Origin of the sequence: Paenibacillus sp. BIC5C1, assembly GCF_032399705.1 — a bacterium.
Classification (GTDB): domain Bacteria; phylum Bacillota; class Bacilli; order Paenibacillales; family Paenibacillaceae; genus Paenibacillus; species Paenibacillus taichungensis_A.
The window spans coordinates 3,677,892-3,697,780 of sequence record NZ_CP135922.1 but is presented as its reverse complement, the minus strand read 5'-3'; the positions used below and the strand labels follow the sequence as shown (position 1 = coordinate 3,697,780).

13 protein-coding genes and 2 pseudogenes are annotated in these 19,889 nt (G+C 42.5%); 13 read left to right on the top strand and 2 right to left on the bottom strand.

What is annotated here, in order from left to right; all coding sequences use genetic code 11:
• Positions 1 to 175: 175 nt before the first annotated feature.
• The 8 genes from RS891_RS16530 (at position 176) to RS891_RS16500 (ending at position 12,768) form a co-directional block, all read left to right on the top strand.
• On the top strand, positions 176 to 4,333 hold the full coding sequence (locus tag RS891_RS16530) for an AAA family ATPase (protein ID WP_315792389.1): 4,158 nt from the start codon (positions 176 to 178) through the stop codon (positions 4,331 to 4,333).
• A 4-nt stretch (positions 4,334 to 4,337) separates the two neighbouring features.
• Positions 4,338 to 4,526 (top strand): response regulator transcription factor, encoded by a 189-nt coding sequence (locus tag RS891_RS31695; RefSeq protein WP_397386956.1) that lies wholly within the window; start codon positions 4,338 to 4,340, stop codon positions 4,524 to 4,526.
• Between the two features lie 298 nt (positions 4,527 to 4,824).
• Entirely contained in the window at positions 4,825 to 8,289 is a 3,465-nt protein-coding gene (locus RS891_RS16525; protein WP_315792387.1) for an InlB B-repeat-containing protein, read from the top strand.
• Positions 8,290 to 8,933: 644 nt separating this feature from the next.
• Entirely contained in the window at positions 8,934 to 9,629 is a 696-nt protein-coding gene (locus tag RS891_RS16520; RefSeq protein ID WP_315792386.1) for a hypothetical protein, read from the top strand.
• Positions 9,630 to 9,677: 48 nt separating this feature from the next.
• Complete coding sequence (locus RS891_RS16515) at positions 9,678 to 10,391, top strand: cytochrome c biogenesis CcdA family protein (protein WP_315792385.1); 714 nt, start codon at positions 9,678 to 9,680, stop codon at positions 10,389 to 10,391.
• 21 nt (positions 10,392 to 10,412) lie between these two features.
• Positions 10,413 to 10,991 carry a peroxiredoxin family protein gene (locus RS891_RS16510; protein ID WP_315792384.1) on the top strand — a complete coding sequence of 193 codons (579 nt, stop codon included), beginning with the start codon at positions 10,413 to 10,415 and terminating at the stop codon, positions 10,989 to 10,991.
• A gap of 21 nt (positions 10,992 to 11,012) precedes the next feature.
• On the top strand, positions 11,013 to 11,708 hold the full coding sequence (locus RS891_RS16505) for a response regulator transcription factor (RefSeq protein WP_315792382.1): 696 nt from the start codon (positions 11,013 to 11,015) through the stop codon (positions 11,706 to 11,708).
• A complete protein-coding gene (locus RS891_RS16500) occupies positions 11,689 to 12,768 on the top strand; it encodes a sensor histidine kinase (protein ID WP_315792381.1) in 1,080 nt (359 codons plus the stop codon). The genes RS891_RS16505 and RS891_RS16500 overlap by 20 nt, the downstream gene beginning before the upstream one ends.
• A gap of 197 nt (positions 12,769 to 12,965) precedes the next feature.
• On the opposite strand, the gene RS891_RS16495 is transcribed toward RS891_RS16500, so the two are convergent.
• On the bottom strand, positions 12,966 to 13,373 hold the full coding sequence (locus RS891_RS16495) for a hypothetical protein (protein WP_315792380.1): 408 nt from the start codon (positions 13,371 to 13,373) through the stop codon (positions 12,966 to 12,968).
• A gap of 137 nt (positions 13,374 to 13,510) precedes the next feature.
• Here RS891_RS16495 and RS891_RS31690 point away from each other — a divergent pair.
• The 4 genes and pseudogenes from RS891_RS31690 to RS891_RS16480 form a co-directional block, all read left to right on the top strand.
• Positions 13,511 to 13,726, top strand: a pseudogene (locus RS891_RS31690) (polymorphic toxin-type HINT domain-containing protein); the annotation flags it as partial.
• Positions 13,727 to 14,078: 352 nt separating this feature from the next.
• On the top strand, positions 14,079 to 15,476 hold the full coding sequence (locus tag RS891_RS16490) for a catalase (RefSeq protein WP_315792379.1): 1,398 nt from the start codon (positions 14,079 to 14,081) through the stop codon (positions 15,474 to 15,476).
• Positions 15,477 to 16,406: 930 nt separating this feature from the next.
• Positions 16,407 to 17,597, top strand: coding sequence for a glycine C-acetyltransferase (locus RS891_RS16485; protein WP_315792377.1), 1,191 nt, complete (start codon positions 16,407 to 16,409; stop codon positions 17,595 to 17,597).
• A gap of 37 nt (positions 17,598 to 17,634) precedes the next feature.
• A complete protein-coding gene (locus RS891_RS16480; protein ID WP_315792376.1) occupies positions 17,635 to 18,594 on the top strand; it encodes an L-threonine 3-dehydrogenase in 960 nt (319 codons plus the stop codon).
• A 97-nt stretch (positions 18,595 to 18,691) separates the two neighbouring features.
• Here the strand turns inward: RS891_RS16480 and RS891_RS16475 are convergent.
• Positions 18,692 to 18,863 (bottom strand): annotated as a pseudogene (locus tag RS891_RS16475) (transposase); the annotation flags it as partial.
• A gap of 745 nt (positions 18,864 to 19,608) precedes the next feature.
• On the opposite strand from RS891_RS16475, the gene RS891_RS31685 reads away from it, so the two are divergent.
• Entirely contained in the window at positions 19,609 to 19,836 is a 228-nt protein-coding gene (locus tag RS891_RS31685; protein WP_397386955.1) for a cyclophilin-like fold protein, read from the top strand.
• Positions 19,837 to 19,889: the final 53 nt, after the last annotated feature.

Below are 19,889 nucleotides of genomic sequence, written 5' to 3'. Positions count from 1 at the left end.
AATGCATCATAGATTAAGATTATTTTAGATTAATAAATCAATCTCATCCAGCCGAAATTATTATTATTAAATTCAAAAATATCCTTTTCTCGAAACGCAAATATAACTCAGATAGGTGTGCATCATTATTAAGATTTTAAGAGCGTACATAACGCAGTCCCCTTTAGAGTTGGCGGTGTTCATTGAACTGTCTATTATACTTGCAGAAATGGTGCATCGTGAACACGAGCGGAATAGGATAATTGGATACCTTAGTCCTGACCATATCAGCGTACAGTGGGAGGGGAAAACTGCTCATGTATCCTGGCATACGGAAAGTCATGCAGCTTATCATTCTCCCGAGCAATTTGGACGATTCAATCTCGTGCCGAATGAACGCAGTGATCTTTACGCATTAGGTGTTATTCTCTACGAGTTGTTAACCGGACAATTGCCTTTTCATGCTGACAATGATGAAGACTGGGGTACCGTACATACCCGCAAGGTACCTCAATCTTTATCCGATATTCGACCGAGTTTAGACGAAACGTTGCAAGCTATACTGATGAAACTACTTGCCAAATCACAGGTGGAGCGTTATCAGAGTACATATGGTGTGCTTGAAGATCTGAAGTTGTATCAGAATATGATGATGGATAACGATAGAGCGTTTAAGCCATTGGAAGTGGGACGTTTGGATAAAATCCGTACGCTTTCCCTATCGGAATCGTGGTATGGACGTATTGCTGAAGTGATGCAAATGGAGGCTGGGCTGGAGCAGGCTTTTCAAGGAATGAATGCCTTTCGTTGGGTGCTAGGCAAAGAAGGAACGGGTAAAACGGCGCTTGTCCATAGAATCGAACAACACGTCGTTCGACATGGTGGCCGGATGATCACTATGAAAGCGGAACTTTCCCAAAAAAATATTCGATGTGGGCCGATCCTTCAGGGAATGCGGGAATGGGTCTATCAACTGTGGAGTGAGCCGGTTGAAATCATTACACGTCTGAAAGCCAAACTACAAGCCGGTTTCGGTCCAGAAATGCAGGTGATCGTCTCCTGCTGGCCTGAGGCCAAGCTGTTGTTCGACAACGATGTGAAGGTAGCACATATCTCGGACGATGCGAAGGTCTGGGAACGGTTTGAAGAACTTCTGCCCGACTTGATCTGTTGTATGGCTGAATGCAAGCCACCGTTTGTGCTATTTATGGACAATCTGCAGTGGGTCGACAATGGTACACAAGAGGTAATTCGTGAACTTGCATTATCACAAAAAGCGCATGGATTATTCCTAATTGGGGCTTATCGTACGGAGGAGTTGATCACTTCCACGGGGGATGTAACGAATTTTGATCAAAAGGAATTGCTGGCTTGGTTAACCTATAGATGCCGTGCCAATCCTGAGGAACAAGTGACTCTGCCACCGCTGGCTTATGAGGATGTGAGGCAGTTGATCTCTGATGCTCTATATGAGAAATCCGGTCGCATTCAACTTCTGGCGCGGTCTGTCCACGATCAGACAGGTGGTAATCCCGGCTCGGTTCGTCTCTTGCTGGAGGGATGGATAAAGGAGAACAGACTACGTTTTGATGAAAGACGACGTCAGTGGGTATGGGACTCTGAAATAACCCGGCAACTAGGCAGGTCCGAAGAACATCTGCGTTTGCTGGAGGTAGGCTTCTCCAAGCTCAAGGAAGATCGTAAGGAGTTCTTGGCTATGGCGGCCGCAATTGGTCCGGTATTTCAGTTAACACTCTTGGCCGAAGTGTGCGGCATATCAGTGGATATGGTATTCCTTATTCTTCAAGAGGCGGAAGCTGAAGGGTTTATTTATCGGGAAGACGAAGCAGAGCAAGAAGATGAACAGGATTTGATCTATGTGTTTGTCCATGAATTCATTCACCGAATGGTATATGCCTTCGATTCAGGACGCAATATCCACCGACACCGGGTAATTGGACGGTTCCTACTGGATCGCACTCAGAAGTCACACGATGACCTGTCAAGAACAGCGATTGATCATCTGAACCTGGCAGCTTCGGCATTATCAGACCAAGAAACGAAGCAATTGATCGAGTACAATCTTCAAGCGGGACAAGAGGCGTTGGCAGCGGCGCGCTATGCAAAAGGGAAGTATTATGCCGAAAATGGGCTTCATCTGCTGGCAACATGCAAGGCGGAAGTACCAGGTACACTCGATGTCGAGTTGCAGTTGGTATTAGCATGGACGGAGTATATGGGTGGCAATAGCGCACGGGCGAAAGAACTGTTGGTGGACTTGCACCAAAACAGCGATCGACTGAGCCGATCGGAGCGACTCAAAATCTGGGCACCTTTGATACAATTCCATGCATTCGTGGACAATGAGACTGCGGTTCAATTTGGAATGGAGGCGCTAGGCTCGTACGGTTGGAAGCTTGGGAAGAAGAGTTCCCTGTTGTCTATCGCCAAGGAAGTGGCCTCGACCGCGGTCCTCTTACATCGAAAACGGGAGAAGCACCTTCTGCTGTCCAACCCGCTTGACGAGGAGTATGAGGATTATGAGGAATTATGCCATTTAATGGAGCTGTTGTTTCTTCCATTGCTTACACACGATGCACGATCGCTACTGGAATTGTATGCCCGATTTATTCGTCATGGGTTGCATAAAGGGGTAAATGAGTCGCTAGCATCAATGATCGGAGGATATGAGCTGATTGTGCAAAGGACATTTCCGAGCTTTGCTCGAACGACTCCGATTGCTGAGGGGGTGTTTCTGCAGATCGCGAACACCTCTACATTGAGGAAAAAGCATGTATTTACTTTTCTGAGCGGAATGATCAAGCAAATGGACAGTCCTTTGGAATCTTCTATTGTCCTGTTCAATGCGATGCGTCAAGGGATGGAAGCGGGCGATCATGACTTTGCTAATTCCGCCTTGATTTTTTGTGTTATGGGTAATCATGGGAATGCATATGTCCTAAATGAATTGCTCCGATACTTTGAGGAGAACATGCGGCAGATTGCCGACGACAATATTCTGGAAATGATGCGGCTGACGAGTAGTTACACAGCAGTGCTGCAAGACGATTCTTTGATCGACAGTTTTGTTTCTATTCCACTAGTGTCGACTGGCAGTGAATTGGATCACCAGGGAGAGGACAACTATAGCTGCGGTTGTCGGCTCGAGGTGGCGTTGCTGTCGGGCAGGTACAAGGAAGCGCTGTATTGGTCGCAGCGAGGAAGGGGAAACGAATTTCATTTGGATTGGATGCGAGTTCGCAAACAACGTGTTTACGAGAGTTTGGCATTAGCTGGATTTTATTTTGAGACGAATAGGGAGGATCGTAAGCGGATTCGGAAGACCATACGCGCGCAATTGCGATTGATGAAGAGTTGGCGAGGATTTCTAGACAGTAAGTCCTCCGCATATTTGCTAATCAAAGCAGAGGGTGAACGGATTGCAGGGAATTCGTTGGGCGCCATGCAACAATATACGGCTGCAATTAAGCGAGCGAGAACAGAGAAATACGTATTGCTGGAAGCCATTGCTTGCGAACGGCTTGCTGTATGTTATCAAGATGAACTGCTCAGCCGATCCGGAGCGGCAATTACGATGATGGATGCTTGTGCGGCATACGCCGAATGGGGAATCACCTCCAAAGTAACTCAAATTAGAAGCAGACACGCTGAGTTGCTGGACCCGGTTTACAAACGATATGAGGGTCCCGTATTACAGGAGCGAGCACATATGACTCAAACCATCACAGAGTTAGCTTGGGAGAACAGCCCCAAGCTAGGTGAAGGTTCGAAGAGCGAAGAGCAATTCGAGCTTTTACAACGAATCATCAATGGGCTAGCACAGACGAGTAAGGCAGACTGGAAGTTAAATCTCTTAAAAACAGCTCTAAGACAAACCGGAGCAGAGCGTGGTCTGTTGTTGAAGCGTCAAAATAATGAGTTCATTATTGAAGCTAACTCTTCTTACTGGACTGATAAGGAAAAAGAAGCCGACCTGTATGCGGAGAGCGTCTTACGTCATACAGCGATGACGGCGAAACCGCTAATTCTGCATGACGCGCTTCAGAGTTTTTGGGTGAGGGATACTTATATTGCAACAAGAAAACAGAGGTCGATTCTGTGTATGTCAATTGATTTTCCGGGAGAACAAGCTTCCTATCTACTATACTTGGAAAATCGACAGATGCCGGGCGTGTTCACAAGGAGGGATATTCAGATGTTGGAGCTTATAGCGACACGGATCATATATCTCAAGCTGCTGGAAGAAGAATCTGCGGATAGAACATTCCCGAAGGTTTTCGAAAGTAACACTTCATCCGTGGTGCCTATTCTCATTCAACCGGGGATGAACTGAACCACTGACAGAACGAGAAACGGAAATTATAGTTGCGATAGCAAAAGGCTTGTCGAACAGAGAGATTGCCGATCTCTTTGGTATCGCAGAGACGACGGTCAAGACACATACTTCTAGAATATACGGCAAGTTAGGTGTAAAACGGCGTGGACAAGCTGTCGTACGTGCCAGAGAGTTACAATTAATAGAGTGACAAACAAGGAAGCGAGCCTGAAAGGGCCGCTTCCTTGTTTTTTTCAAACAGATAACAAATCGAGTTCTTTGGTCATTCCGTATTGTAGAAAGGAAGAAGTCTTAGAAATGCACAAAAATGGGTCCGATTAATTTCTGTATCAAACTTTTTTTGGTGTACTACTTTAGTAGGACTTAAATATTCTATGGTGAGACTATAATGTCTAGATGGAGTCAAGTGATAGGAGGTCTTCTTAAGCAATCGGTTCGAATTCATACGGGAGCAGAAGAGACCAATTGTATGAAAGGATGTGTATGTGGTGAGAAAGAGAGTTGTTTCGACTGCAAGCTTGCTAGTTCTATTCGTTTGTATGGCATTTTTCCTAATTTTTATTCATCCAAGTGCGGCATCTGCAAACATCGTTCCGACACCTATTTATGCGGCAGAGGATACAACAATGATTTATGAGGGAATTAATGCAGGAATGATTTATGAAGATGGGCACCTCGGTTATCTTGATGTAGGTTATCAGGGAACATTCGGTGGCCCTTTAGAGGTGCAAGTATTACTTAAGTTCAGTTTGCCGCCAACTCCCAATGGATATGAGGTTGAAACTGCAAATCTTTATATTCCTGTAACAGGTGGTAATTTTCAGGCAACAACTAATTTTTCGCTAAAAGTTTCTACGAGTATAGATCATAGCTGGGCACAGGATAGTAATTTAATGTCACCACCAGTTCCAACTTCAGGCTCTACACAATCAAGACTATTAGCCAATAATGTACCTCTACTTAAACCGACACTGGCTCCCTTTAATTTTACTAGCTACATATCAGCGGAATCCGCAAAAGCTGATCCTAGAGCAACCTTCATTCTTTCAGGAATGACCGCTCAAGAAGCAGCTCAAGCAGGAATAGCGTATTCTGATCATTTTATACAAATGACCGAAAATCATGTGCATAACGGCAGTCTGGGTCCGTATTTGATTATTACATACTCTGAAATTGTGAACATCGAAATAACAGGTGTTGTAGATGGTGGTCTATACAACACGAATGTAACACCGCAATTTAATGTCGGCACAGCAACTTTAAATGGAAGTCAACTTACAAGTGGAACACAGGTTTCTGCTGAAGGTTCTTATACGTTAACAGTTACAGAAGGCAGTCAATCAAAAACGATCCAATTCCGAATAGATAAGACGCCTCCGACAGGAACGGTAATTGTCAACCAAGGCAACCAATATACGAATAATACAGCTGTATCTGTTTCAATAACGCCATTTGTTGGTGTAAATGATATTACACATATCCAATATTCGGTTAATGGAAATCCATTTACACAGATGCCTTATGTACCAAGCTTTATGCTAGCTATAGGAGCTGCGAATGGAGATAAAATATTGAGCTTTAAGCTTGTTGATGGTGCAGGGAATGAATCACCGGAATATCAAAGAGTTATAACGCTGGATACGGTACCGCCAACAGGCTCGGTCGTTATTAATAATGGAAATGCGTATACAACGAATCGTGATGTAACACTTAATCTATCCTTGGATAGTGGCGTGACAGATGTGGTTGGGGTACAATTTTCAACTAATAATAGTGTTTGGACGTCTGTTGAAGCCTTTAGCTCAACCAAAAGCTATACGTTGCCTACTGGCGATGGAAATAAAACGGTATATGTTCGTTTAATTGATCGAGCAGGCAATATTACCGTCATTCAAGACAGTATTATATTAGATACAACAGCACCAACAGGTACGGTCGTTGTGAATGACGGTAGAGCTTATACGAATAACTCCAACGTATACGTTGATATAACACCAGCAGCAGGCGTGACGGATATTGTGAACATTCGCTATACGCATAACGGATTACCTCCAACAACTCTAGCGTATACAAATAGTTTTACTATTAATGTAGGTAATACGGATGGAGAAAAAGCTATTACAATTGAGCTCATAGATGGAGCAGGGAATGTATCTCCAGTGTACAATGCAACAGTAACTTTGGATAAGATAGCGCCAACAGGATCAATAACGATTAATGGAGGAGCAGCGTACACAGCATCGTTACAGGTAACGCTTGGTCTCACGTTAGGAGCAGGCGTTGACGATGTAGAGCTTATACAGCTTTCGAATGACAATGTCACATGGTCAACTGAAGAGACATATAACGCGAGCATGAGCTATACACTACCAGCAGGAGATGGAAACAAGTCAGTCTATGTACGATTGATTGATCGGGCGGGTAATGTCGGGTCAGCTCAAGATAGTATCACTCTGGATACGACAGCCCCTGTTGTCAGTGGTGTAGAAGAAGGAGAGAGTTACGATTCTTCACAAACCATTACATTTAACGAAGGTACTGCAACACTTAATGGTAGCGCGTTTGTAAGTGGGACGTCCGTGGATGCTGATGGTTCCTATGTACTCATTGTTACGGATAGCGCTGGTAACTCGATTACCATAACATTTACTATTATTAAAATAGCTCCAACTAAATATACAGTAACATACGACGGGAACGGTGCTACTGGAGGACAAAAACCAGTCGATATTCAGACTTATGAGAATGGAGATACCGTTACAGTATCTGATAATAGTGGGAATTTAGTAAGGACTGGATTTACGTTTGATGGTTGGAATACCAAAGCAGATGGTAGTGGGATAAATTATGTGCTAAATAACAAGTTTAATATTAACGCCTCAGATGTCACACTGTATGCCTTGTGGAAGGTTAGTTCTTATACAGTGTCATTTGAATCAAATGGCGGCAATGTTGTGGCGACTCAGAATATATCATACAATGCAACAGCAACAGAACCGACAGCACCAACTAAACAAGGTTATACATTTTCTGGTTGGTTTAAAGAGGCAGCCCTCATTAACCAGTGGAATTTTACGAAAGATGCCATTACAGCGAATATAACGTTGTATGCGAAGTGGATTAAAAATAACTCTTCTGAAAATAATGGAGGAGGAACTATTCAAACGCCTCCCCAAGATTTAATTGTATTTTTTGAAACGAATGGAGGGAAGCTGTTAGTTCATCTGTCTGTCGCGTATGATACAAGGCTGGCAGAGCTACCCGTCCCCGCAAAAGAAGGATATACATTTGGTGGATGGTATCATGATTTGGCTTTGACAAAACAGTGGGAACTCACGAAGGATCGAGTGACAAAAGATACAACATTGTATGCAAAATGGGTCAAAAACCCAACACCAGTACCAACCCCGGAAGAACCACAATCTGAACTACCCGTTGTAACTTTTGACGATATTTCAGGACATTGGGCAAAAGAAATGATTGAGGAATTAGCAAGTCAAGGGATGATTACAGGATATCCAGACGGTTCTTTTCATCCCAATGAAAGCATCAAGCGCCAGCACATGGCTCTACTATTGATGCGTGCTTTTGAGTTTGAACCAGTACGTGAGGCAGTTTTATTTTCTGACGTAACACCAAGCCATCCTAACTATGAAGCCATTATGTCAATGCAACAAGCGGGTATCGTCGATGGATCAAATGGGAATTTTAATCCAAATCACTTGCTGACTCGTGCAGAGATGGCCAAAATTTTGACGCTCGCCCTTAAGATCGAACCAGGTGGAACAGTTGCTTTCCAAGATGTACCTACAACGCATTGGAGCTATGATTACATCGCTGCACTGACAGAACTAAAGATTGTACTAGGGGATAATGGCAAATTTAAGCCGGAGGAACCCGTGACACGTGCACAGTTTGTGGCAATGATGTACCGTGCCTTGAATGTCCTGTAAGAATATTCTTTTACAAACATTGGTGGAAACGATATCGTAATAGAACTAAGAAAGCAGTTGATCAAGTGATCAGCTGCTTTCGTCCAACTAACGGGTAGTTAAGTAAAAAATGTTAGGCAATTTCCTATTTTTTAAGGATTCTATTTAGAAATGAGAGTATTAAGGTGGAGGTACTTGGCAGGTCCAAAAAGGCCGGATTTTGCCCAAGCGCAGATGTCGTTTGTCGCTGGACAAAAACAAAGTTCTTGACCCAAGCTGAGGACAAGAATATTGTGTCATTTCTGATTAGGTAGTTATCTAACTAGTACCATGATGGAGATCTTCTGGCGAGAAAAGAGCGTATGAATTTAAGAACTAGAGGGTTGATGGTTTTTTTGTACCTCAGCTAACGGACGAAGGTTCAGTGCAAGAATCAAGCATGACAATACTTTGTAAAGAACAGTCATGTGTAAAGCACCCGGAAAATGATTGGAACTAAACTACATAACTATTATTTATCATAATATATCATGCTGCAAATTCAACAAAATTCATATAAAGAACATAAACCTACTGATAGGCCAAATGCCTGATAGTAGGTTTATTTCTAGTTAAACGAATCTTAACAATTAGGCTCTAAAGTAATAATAAAAGGAGGAGGAAACATGATGCAAGAAGCTGTCGTTTGGGGGCCGCTAATTATTAAATACAATTGGATTGCAATAATTTTTTCTGTAATGGCAGCACATGTAACCATGAAACATTGGTTGAAGGGTAAGAGCGATTTAATTAAGCCTATTCTAAATGATATAACCAATGTACTTTTTGGGGCATTCTTGATTTGGAAGTTTAGTGTGATTATTTTTAATCCCGTTACTGTTTTGAATAATCCGTACTACCTTCTTTATTTTACCGGGGGTGAGCGTGGGATCTTGCTATCGGCGATTGTAGTTCTTGTCTTCTTATTTTTTCAAAGTAGGAAGCGCAGAATTACCTTTTGGGTGTATGCGGCAGTATTGGCGGCAAGCTTATTTTCTTATATAATCTTCTATTCTATATTCCAGCTCATTTTTAACAATCCGACAACATCATTATTTCTGTATGATCTCAGTCAAATTGTTTTAGCAATCGTACTATTGGTTTGGATGTATAGCAGAAAAGAGAGCTTTGAAAAACCACAAGAAATCAATCAACTTATTCTTTGGTTCAGCATCGGACAGATTTTCAGTTACTTTTTTAAAAGCTTTTCTGTAGTAGTGTTCTTAGGATTATCTAGTGAGCAGCTTGTCTTTTTGACTGTTGCTCTATGTTGTTTGTTTATTCACATCTTTATAAAAAAAGAGAGCTTTAATGAATCTTAACCATCCTGCGTTACGGTTGTTAGGAATACTTTGCTGGAGGAATCACAAATGGACAATATTTCAATTCTATTTGCATTAGTGGCAGGGATGCTATCCTTTTTTTCACCCTGCATTTTTCCGCTTTTGCCTGCTTATCTTGCTAATCTTACAGGCTCATATGGGAGTGGGAAGAAAACAAGTGTTTCAAATAGAACACTTATGATTCGTTCCACACTCTTTATCCTTGGTTTTACTGTGGTTTTCCTGCTTATGGGTGCTTCTGCGAGTATGATTGGACAAATTTTCGTTGCGAATCGAGGGCTACTGGAAAAAATTAGTGGACTGCTTATTGTTATATTTGGCCTACAGATTGCAGGGATTTTAAATCTTCGTGTTCTCATGTTTCAAAAGCAGCGGGAAACCAAAGCTCCAAAGAACGGAAGCGGGTGGAATTCATTTGTCGTGGGAGTTGCTTTTGGAACGGGGTGGACACCTTGCGTCGGTCTGGCTTTATCTTCAATTTTGCTGTTGGCTGGATCTTCTGAAACGATGTACAATGGAATCTTTTTATTGTTGTTTTATTCGTTAGGTTTAGGAGTTCCTTTTTTATTGATATCCATTTTGATTACCAAGTCTAAGGGTATCATGAGAAAAATAAATAAATGGTTACCCAGTTTGGCTCTGCTGAACGGATGGATTTTGATCGCGATGGGCTTGCTTTTATTTTCGGGCCAATTGCAAAAGTTAAGTGCGTGGCTCGCTTCCTTTGCGCCAATGTTCTAATTAGAGAGGATGATCTTTCCTATGAATAAAAATATTATTGTCATTGTAATCCTGCTCGGTTTGGTTGGGTGGGGAATTTACGATACAAGTAAGAAAAATAATGAACGTCAAGCAAGCTTGGCAACTAGTGAACAAGCAATGGAGGGAATAGATGACTCTTCACTGATTATAGGTATTAACCAAGGGAACATTGCACCAGACTTTGAGTTAAATAGTCTGGATGGTAAAATCTTTAAGCTTTCTGATTTCAGAGGACAGAAGGTAATCGTCAATATGTGGGCAACCTGGTGTCCGCCGTGTAGAGCAGAAATGCCGGATATGCAAAAATTTTATGATAAGTATGCAGATGAAAATACTACAGTAATTGCCATAAATATGACAACTTCAGAGAAAAGTGTAGATAGAATTCCTGTATTTTTAGATGAATTTGGGATTACATTCCCAATTTTATTGGATAAGCAAAATAAAATAGCAGAAATATACCAGGTTCGTGCTCTTCCTACGAGTTATATTATTGATTCGCAGGGCGTTATTCAGCAAAAAGTTACAGGTCCAATGAATTATGAAATGATGGAAAAACTAGTTAAAGAAATACGCTAAGTAAATTTGGAGGTATTTGGAATGAGAGTAGAGGGAACCGGAATTTTAGTAGTAGAAGATGATGTGAAAATTCGAAAGTTGATTATCTTGTACCTGGAAAAGGAAGGGTATGAAGTATATGAGGCTGGGGATGGGAAGGAAGCTCTAGATGCATTTAAAAAATATGACCCTTGTCTTGTTATTTTGGATTTAATGCTTCCGAAAATAAGTGGTGAAGAAGTCTGTAAGAGTATTCGAGCTGATTTGAAAGAAGAAATTCCTATTATTATGTTAACAGCCAAAGTAGAGGAACATAGCCGGATTAAAGGATTAAAATCGGGAGCCGATGATTATGTAACGAAACCGTTTAGTCCGGGTGAACTGGTTGCAAGGGTAGAATCCATTTTGCGGAGGACGGGCCAGCGGTGTAGCAAACTAACGTACCGCGGAGTAACCATTAAACAGTTACGGGGTGAAGTACATTATAACGGGGAAAACATTCAACTCACACAGCATGAGTTCCGTCTTTTGTATTTTCTAATGGTGCATCCCAATCAAATTCTAACTAGGGAACAGATCATTGATGAACTGTATCCCAATAATGAAAAGGCAGTAACTGAAAGGTCGATCGATGTTCATATAGGAAGATTGAGAGAAAAACTGAGGTGGGACGGGGACAACGAACTAATCGAAACTATTCGGGGAATGGGGTATCGCTTTGTTGCTTTTCAAAAATAATCCATTACGAATCAATATCATGTGGAAATTCACACTGATCAATGTTGCGGTGATTGGTATTGCCATTTGGCTCGCAGGAGTTTCGGTCAAAGACTATGCTTGTCTTTTGTTTGCCAGTTCCCCGTCTGTGACTCCAGAAGAAAGCGCCATTTTCACTCAAACGATGCAGACTTTTTTAATGAAAGCAAGTCTGACGGCTGTTTTGATTGCAGCATTTATCCACTACTTTTTGGTAAAAAAGTTAATTCTTCCTCTCAAGGAATTGGGTCATGCAACACGACAAATGGCTCAAGGGGAAATGCCAAAACCTTTATCGATTCGTGTTCACGATGAAATTGGTCTGTTAACGGCTGATTTTAATCATTTAAGCATGAAATTGAAACTGGTAGAGGATTTAAGAAGAAAAATGCTGTCTGATATCTCCCATGAACTGCGGACACCATTAACGAATATAAACGGATATTTGGAAGCTTTAAGCACAGGGGTTATTCCGGGAAATAAAGAGCTATTCGAATCCATTCACGAAGAATCGATACGTATTACCCGTTTAGTTGAGCAGTTACACCAATTGAATGTGTGGCAAGGAAAGAGGATTTCCAATGAGAATAAGATGAATGTACTCTCTATAGAAAAGCTGATTGAATCCTGTATGGATCACTTTTCATTAGAGTTCAAGAATAGAGGAGTCATTATTGATATTAAGACTGAAGTAGCGAAAGTAGTAGGAGATGAAGATGGGCTAAAACAGGTGCTTCACAATCTTCTGACCAATGTACTGCAATATGACGAGGGTGGATGGGTTGAGATTACAGGGAAGCAGAAGGAGTCGAACTACCAAATAATCGTCAAGAATTTAGGTCAGCCGATTCCTGAAGAACATGAATCTCTAATATTCGAAAGATTCTATCGGATAGATTCATCCCGGAGTAGGGATTCAGGAGGATCAGGATTAGGGTTATCTTTAGTGAAGGAAATTATTGAGCAGCAGGGTGGAAAAGTAGGATTGCGGTCAAAAGGGAATGAGCACTCCTTTTGGTTTGCTGTACCATTAAAAAAATAATACCAATATTATTGAACTATATTTTCTGTCCCATTTCACTGGTTATGAAAAGCATCCCTTAGATTTCATCGGATAAATCAGTGTTTATTCCAATGTCTATTCTAAGGGCTGCACTTCATAGGAGAAGTTAGAGTTGCCCAGATTTATTAGCGTTCTGGCACTTAACAATGAGTATATGAGTATGTATTATAATTTATCTACATACCAATAAATACATTTCTACTTGTGGGGCCCCAATTCGCCCCCATATAACCTGTCATCCCCTCAAGGTTAACAAAACAAGGCAGTACGGTATACAATACACCTGGCACTGCATTAACCCTAAACGTGATATGAAATCTCATGTTTGAGTTATCGACTGGTGTGATCTGGGCCATATCTGGACGTATTGAGTTGGAAGACATGAGTGCATCACTCATTCCCACAGTTGCAATACCGGAAGGTGTTTCCATAGTACTCCTAATCCAGTAGTTTGAAATATGTGTTGCTGATCCCAAATCTGTCCGCTGATCATATGTAATTAGAATTTGATTTGCTGCACTCTGTTTGGCTTCCAAAAGAATTGGATGCGGCATCATCTCACGCTCATTCCGGAAATTAAACATTATTAATTGCCCCCTTAGTAAAATTAGTCAACAGCCTATACAGTGTATGAATAGTAAATTATTCATATACCATTGGGTGCTGAGCTTATTTCAATTAGGAAACGTTTAAATGTAGATAAAATCAATCGTTTTGGGTCGAAGACAAAGGCTGGGTCTTCGCTGATGAACTTCAGGTGGGCGACAAACTCCAAAAGGCTGATGGAAGTAATCTTACAATTGACTACGTGGAGACTGTAAAGCTTGATAAGCCAGTAACAGTTTATAATTTTACGGTTGCGGACTTCCATACGTATTATGTAACTGATTTAGGGATTTGGGTGCATAATACGTGTATCTTTCTTACACTAGGATGACTCAACTAACTATAAAGAAGATATAACGAGACAAACGGACTTGGAATAGGCCTTCAGGGAGTTTGAATTGTATATGCCAGAAGTATGGAAGAGACCAAATCATTTGTAGATGGATGACAACAACATCATATAAAAATGAAGAAGGAGAAAATGTATTGTCCAGGGACAAGAACATGGTCCCATTGAAGTCGCTATTTTAGCGGCTTTTTAATTTTATCGGTACATGTTCTAGTCCCAAGTTAAGGATCGTCCCAGTATTTACTCGTTATAAGTTTGAGACAGACATGCTGACATATCCGTACATAGCCATGCATATATATCCCCGACAATGTAGATATGGGGGGGCGGATCAATGGACGGTAACAAAGCTAACAATCACGCAAACGGTGGAAACTGGCAGGGTGGCAACGTACAATCACAATGGCATGCTAAGCAGTCGCCGGAACACCATTCGCAGACAGTAGGAGAACGGGGACCGATTTTGGAACAGGACAGCATGCTGCATGAAACACTTGAAACCTTTGTCCACGAAAAAATATTGGAGCGCCCGGTCCACGTAAAGGGATTTGGAGCCTTGGGTTATTTTGAAACCCTTCACTCGATGGCCGCTTATACGAACCTGTGCTTCTTACAGCAGCCGGGACAACGGGTACCCGTTACCGTGCGTTTCTCACTTGCGGTCAGCAACAAGGGGACACCCGATACATCCCGCAACGTGCGTGGATTCTCTACTAAATTTTATACCGAGCAAGGCGTTTTCGACCTGCTCTGTAATCATATCCCTGTATTCCTCGTACGGGACCCGATCCGGTTTCCTGAGTCAATTCATGCTTTTCTGCCATCACCCGTTAACAATCTCATCGATCCGAATCGATTCTGGGGTTTCGTTGCTAGAGCACCAGAGGCAACCCATTTCGTTGTACGACTATATTCGGACGAAGGGACGCTCAAGAGTCTCCGCCATATGCCTGGGCACAGTGTTAACACATATGTTTGGAGAAATGCACAAAACGAACGCTTCTACGTCAAATATCGCTGGATTCCGCTTGCTGGAGAGCAATATATTGATGCGGAAGAAGCGGCTCGTTTGGCCGGCGAGAACCCTGATTATTCGGGTAAAGATCTATATGACACGATCTCCCAAGGTACACCAGTCCAATATGGGCTTTATGTGCAGTTGATGAACCCACAGGATGAGGCAATGCTGTCGTTCGATCCGTTGGATGACACGAAAGTGTGGGATGTACGTCATTTCCCGCTGCTGCCAGTTGGTCGACTCGTCTTGGATACGAACCCTACGAATTATCAGGAGCAGGTCGAGAAGCTGGCATTCTCCCCGTCCAATCTTCTGGATGGTGCTGAGCTGTCCGATGATAAAATGCTGCAAGGCCGTAGTAATATTTATTGGGATTCACAGCGGCATCGGCTTGGATCGAATTTTCGCAAAATTCCGATTAACCATCAAGCAAACTGGTCACCTACGGATCAGGTAACGAACGGGGAAGGGCGCTATGTAGCCGGCCGGCTCGTTCGATCCGATATTTCGAAGGCTGATAATTTCACGCAAGCGGGACAATTCTACCAATCGCTAACACAAGTTCAGCAGGATCATCTTGTTCAGAATATAGCTGATGACTTATCGGCGGCTTCTCATGAGATCCAGAGGATTGTGTTGGGGTATTTATTCGAGGCTGATGCAACATTAGCTGAAAGGGTAGCACGCCAGATCGCCGCACTGAAGAAGGGATGATTCATATAAATTATATGAAGTAGAAGAATGAGGACGATCAAATGTCGGGGTTCAAAAACATATTCCCATTGAAGTCGCTATTTTAGCGGCTTTTTAATTTTATCGGACTAAGTTCTTGTCCTGAGCCGAACACAAGAACTTAGTCCGACTATCGATATTAAGAAATTACCAATACGAGTGGTCGGTGATATGAACCAAAAAAGTAATGTGATGCTCTAGAAAGAGTGCACAGAATCTATAGGATTTAATAAATATACCCGGGTCATATTGATATTTTGTGTTTTTACCCGTGTATATTCATCATAAAAGAGCTGTAAAGATGGAGGGTATGTCACTATCAACGAAATGTTCTAGTAAAGCGGGTCCATTGGTTCAAGTAAAATACTGCGTCGGCAACCGGATTATAATGATATGGAATACGGCAGCAAATGTTGAGAGCGACGGGTGTTGTACGTGCTTCACCGTTGCCAGCCCTTCGCGATGCTGACGACACCTTCATTGATGTTCCATTGAGAATACTGCATGATTATTTTTGCTAAGGCAGTATCCCTTTGCGCAAGGGCTTGAAAAATAGGTTCGTTCAAGGAGTGCTTGCGTGTCGGGGCAACGCGACAATGTGTTGCCGCCGATGGTGTCGAACACGACATCGTGGATTGATTCAAAGGAATAAGCAAAAGAAATAATGGCTGCACAAGAAGTTACGGAGCAGCAAAGATATAAGCAAAGATTGAGTAGCGATTGCTTCCGGGAATGGGGGAAGCAACCGCTATGTTTTTTTGCGGATATTTTTATTTTTTTGTCCGCCACATGTGTACAAAGAATAAAAAAGATGATACATTGAAATTAGTTTAATTCCTTTTATAACAGGGTTTTTTGGAGAAATACTATGTCTCTTGTACGAGGACATACGTGTATCGAGGAGGGAATGGAATGTCAAGTCAAGCATTGGACCAATTTTTAAGTTCGAACATTGAAGATCTAAAGACTAAAGGTCTATATAACGTCATCGATACGCTGCAGGGTGCAAATGGTCCTGTTATTCGTATCGACGGAAAGTCCCTAATCAATTTGTCTTCCAATAACTATTTGGGACTGGCAACAGATTACCGCCTGATTGATGCTTCAGTTAAGGCGGCGCAGACATACGGGGCAGGCGCAGGAGCTGTGAGAACAATTAATGGTACGATGGATCTTCATATTGAGCTTGAAGAAAAATTGGCCCGTTTCAAAAAAACGGAAGCCGTTATCGTGTATCAATCGGGATTTAACTGTAATATGGCTGCTATATCGGCGGTAATGGACCAGCATGATGCGATTTTATCAGATGAGCTAAACCACGCTTCGATTATTGATGGCTGCCGCCTGTCGAGAGCCAAGGTGATTCGATTTAAGCATTCGGATATGAATGATTTAAGACAGAAGGCGAAAGATGCCAAGGAATCCGGTCAGTACCATAAAATTATGGTCATCACCGACGGGGTTTTCTCCATGGATGGTGACATAGCAAAGCTGCCCGAAATCGTGAAAATAGCAGAAGAATTCGATCTGATTACTTATGTGGATGATGCCCACGGTTCGGGCGTTCTCGGAGCGGGTGCGGGGACCGTGAAGCATTTTGGTTTGTCCGACCGCATTGACTTTCAAATTGGTACTCTTTCCAAGGCGATCGGCGTTGTCGGCGGTTATGTGGCGGGGGAAAAACAACTGATCGAATGGTTGAAGCTGAGAAGCCGTCCGTTTCTGTTCTCGACATCGCTACCTCCGGCTGCAATCGCTTCTTGCAGCACTGCTGTCGACATTTTGATGAATGACAAAGAGCTGATCGAGAAGCTGTGGGAGAACGGAAATCATTTGAAAAATGGCTTGAGCCGGCTTGGATATGATGTAGGCCAAAGCGAAACGCCGATCACACCTTGTATCATTGGTGATGAAGTGACCACCCAACAGTTCAGCAAACGGCTCTATGAAGAAGGCGTTTACGCCAAGGCAATCCTGTTTCCGACGGTTCCGAAAGGAACTGGAAGAATACGCAACATGCCGACAGCTGCCCATACCAAGGAGATGCTCGACCAGGTAATCTCCGTTTATGAGAAAGTTGGCAAGGAAATGAAGCTGATTTAGCTGCATTCGCGGGAGTATATTTCGGGAGGGATGTCTTATGAACAAGATTTTGGTGACCGGAGCACTGGGCCAAATCGGTTCTGAGTTGGTTGTTAAATTACGTGAAATTTATGGTGCGGATCACGTTGTTGCTACGGATCTCAGGTCATCAGCCCACGAAATTACCCGATCCGGGCCATTCGAGCTGCTGGACGTGACGAATGATAAGGCGATGTTCGAAATCGCCAAGCGTTACGAAGTTGATACCGTCATCCATTTGGCTGCGCTGCTGTCGGCTACCGCAGAGGAGAAACCGCTGCTTGCCTGGAATTTGAATATGGGCGGATTGATGAATGCACTTGAAATATCCAGGGAACTCGGCTGCCGATTTTTCACTCCAAGCTCCATTGGTTCTTTTGGTCCTTCGACTCCGAGAGACAATACCCCGCAGGATACGATCCAGAGGCCCAATACGATGTACGGCGTGAACAAAGTGTCCGGCGAACTGCTTTGTGATTATTATTTTCACAAATATGGCCTAGATACTAGGGGGCTGCGATTCCCAGGTTTGATATCTTATATGACGCCTCCAGGCGGAGGAACGACGGATTACGCGGTGGAAATTTATTACGCAGCCGTGACGGCTGGCCGGTATACATCTTATATCGCCAAGGACTCAAACATGGACATGATGTATATGCCGGATGCCCTGAACGCTATCATCGAATTGATGGAAGCGGATTCTTCCCGGTTGATACACCGAAATTCATTTAATGTCACCGCAATGAGCGTGGATCCGGAGGCGATCGCTGCAGCGATTCGGGATGAGTTTCCCGGCTTTATCCTCGATTATGACGTTGATCCGAAGAGACAGGCAATTGCCGATAGCTGGCCGCATTCCATTGATGCGACGGCAGCGAAAACAGAATGGGGATTTCATGCCCGCTACGACCTGAAGGCCATGACGAAGGATATGCTTTCACAGCTAAGCGAGAGACAAATGCTTCGCAAGGCTTAAAGTTATTATGAATTCGCTGTGTAAAGCGAGTAGAAATACAAAGCTGCATCAAAAGGTTTGGCGTTACCCGGACATTTTGTTGCAGCTTCTTTTTCATCCTCCAGCCCAGAGATTTCCGTGGTCTGTGGCTTATCAGATAAAGAACACGGCATAAAGCTTCGTCTGTCATTTGAGAGAAATCCGTGCCTTTAGTTTAGGAAAGAATTCTCGCAAAAGACCATTGGCATTCTCCTTTGAGCCTGTTGCCAGGAGGAATAGGGGCTGCAAAATACACCTAGTCCTTTAAAATTAACTGGAAAATGCATGCTCCAACACCAGTAATGGAAATCAATAATGACATAAATGTTGCTTCGAACATCGGATAATCGGCAAATCATTCTGAAATTAGTTATTAAAGGAGATATGCGAATAATTGAAACAAATGCCAGCTAAGCTGATGGGGAAGGCGTTACAATTATTCTTTCGGAGGAAGGAGTAAATTACCAATACAATATGAGCTGAATATACAAATCAAATGAGTTTCTTTACAAAGCGGATCTTTAAATACTCTGATACTCTCTGTAAGTACAAAGTAATTTCATTTCGTCACTATTGGTATGTGTTTTAGAACATTGATACCGAAGTATTTTAATGTAAAGAGGAATATTCTATACACCCATTCAAAAAACAAGTAAAGTAGGTAGGTTCTCTTGAAAGATCATCTGATACTTGTAAATTGTATAAGAGTCATTGCAGCTATGAGATCCGCGTAAAGTATGGTGTTCTTTCACGATGTAATGTTGCGTCATACCTCCTTTTAACCACGATGTTGTTTTCTTTGATTTTAAAACAAACTTAATTATTATTTTTGCAGACCATTTGCCCATAATGGGTTGTTTGTCGTTATTGATTAATATATTCAGTGAAAATGGAGGTGACAGTTTAGGTATAGGCGGTGAAACCGCTTTCTGAAGTACAGAGTACGAAAAGTTAAACTGTCTGTAAATGGCAAAGAAATCATAGCCTCAATGTACAATAATCCCACCGAACCGAGAGTTTCTAAGCAGGCTTCCGTTGACGCTGTCCTTTGAGGATTATAATAGAACCGAAAAAAATAGTTACCTCCCCCATTGTCTTACGACGGAAGAAGCACCAGGTGGGTTCGATCCTTCAGTGGGAGACTTGACCTTGTATGCTCCGTGGGGGAATTTAGCTGTCTTTTATATGGATTTCGGGGCTACTCCAGCGGCCTCGTACAATTAGGTATGATTGACTCAGGAATGGAAGCTTTCATAGATATAAACGGTGATTTCACC

Coding starts and splice junctions, on each gene's coding strand:
- RS891_RS16480 (WP_315792376.1), top strand. CDS start 17,635: ATGAACAAGATTTTGGTGACCGGAGCACTGGGCCAAATCGGTTCTGAG.
- RS891_RS16505 (WP_315792382.1), top strand. CDS start 11,013: ATGAGAGTAGAGGGAACCGGAATTTTAGTAGTAGAAGATGATGTGAAA.
- RS891_RS16510 (WP_315792384.1), top strand. CDS start 10,413: ATGAATAAAAATATTATTGTCATTGTAATCCTGCTCGGTTTGGTTGGG.
- RS891_RS16520 (WP_315792386.1), top strand. CDS start 8,934: ATGATGCAAGAAGCTGTCGTTTGGGGGCCGCTAATTATTAAATACAAT.
- RS891_RS16490 (WP_315792379.1), top strand. CDS start 14,079: ATGGACGGTAACAAAGCTAACAATCACGCAAACGGTGGAAACTGGCAG.
- RS891_RS16515 (WP_315792385.1), top strand. CDS start 9,678: ATGGACAATATTTCAATTCTATTTGCATTAGTGGCAGGGATGCTATCC.
- RS891_RS16485 (WP_315792377.1), top strand. CDS start 16,407: ATGTCAAGTCAAGCATTGGACCAATTTTTAAGTTCGAACATTGAAGAT.
- RS891_RS16495 (WP_315792380.1), bottom strand. CDS start 13,373: ATGTTTAATTTCCGGAATGAGCGTGAGATGATGCCGCATCCAATTCTT.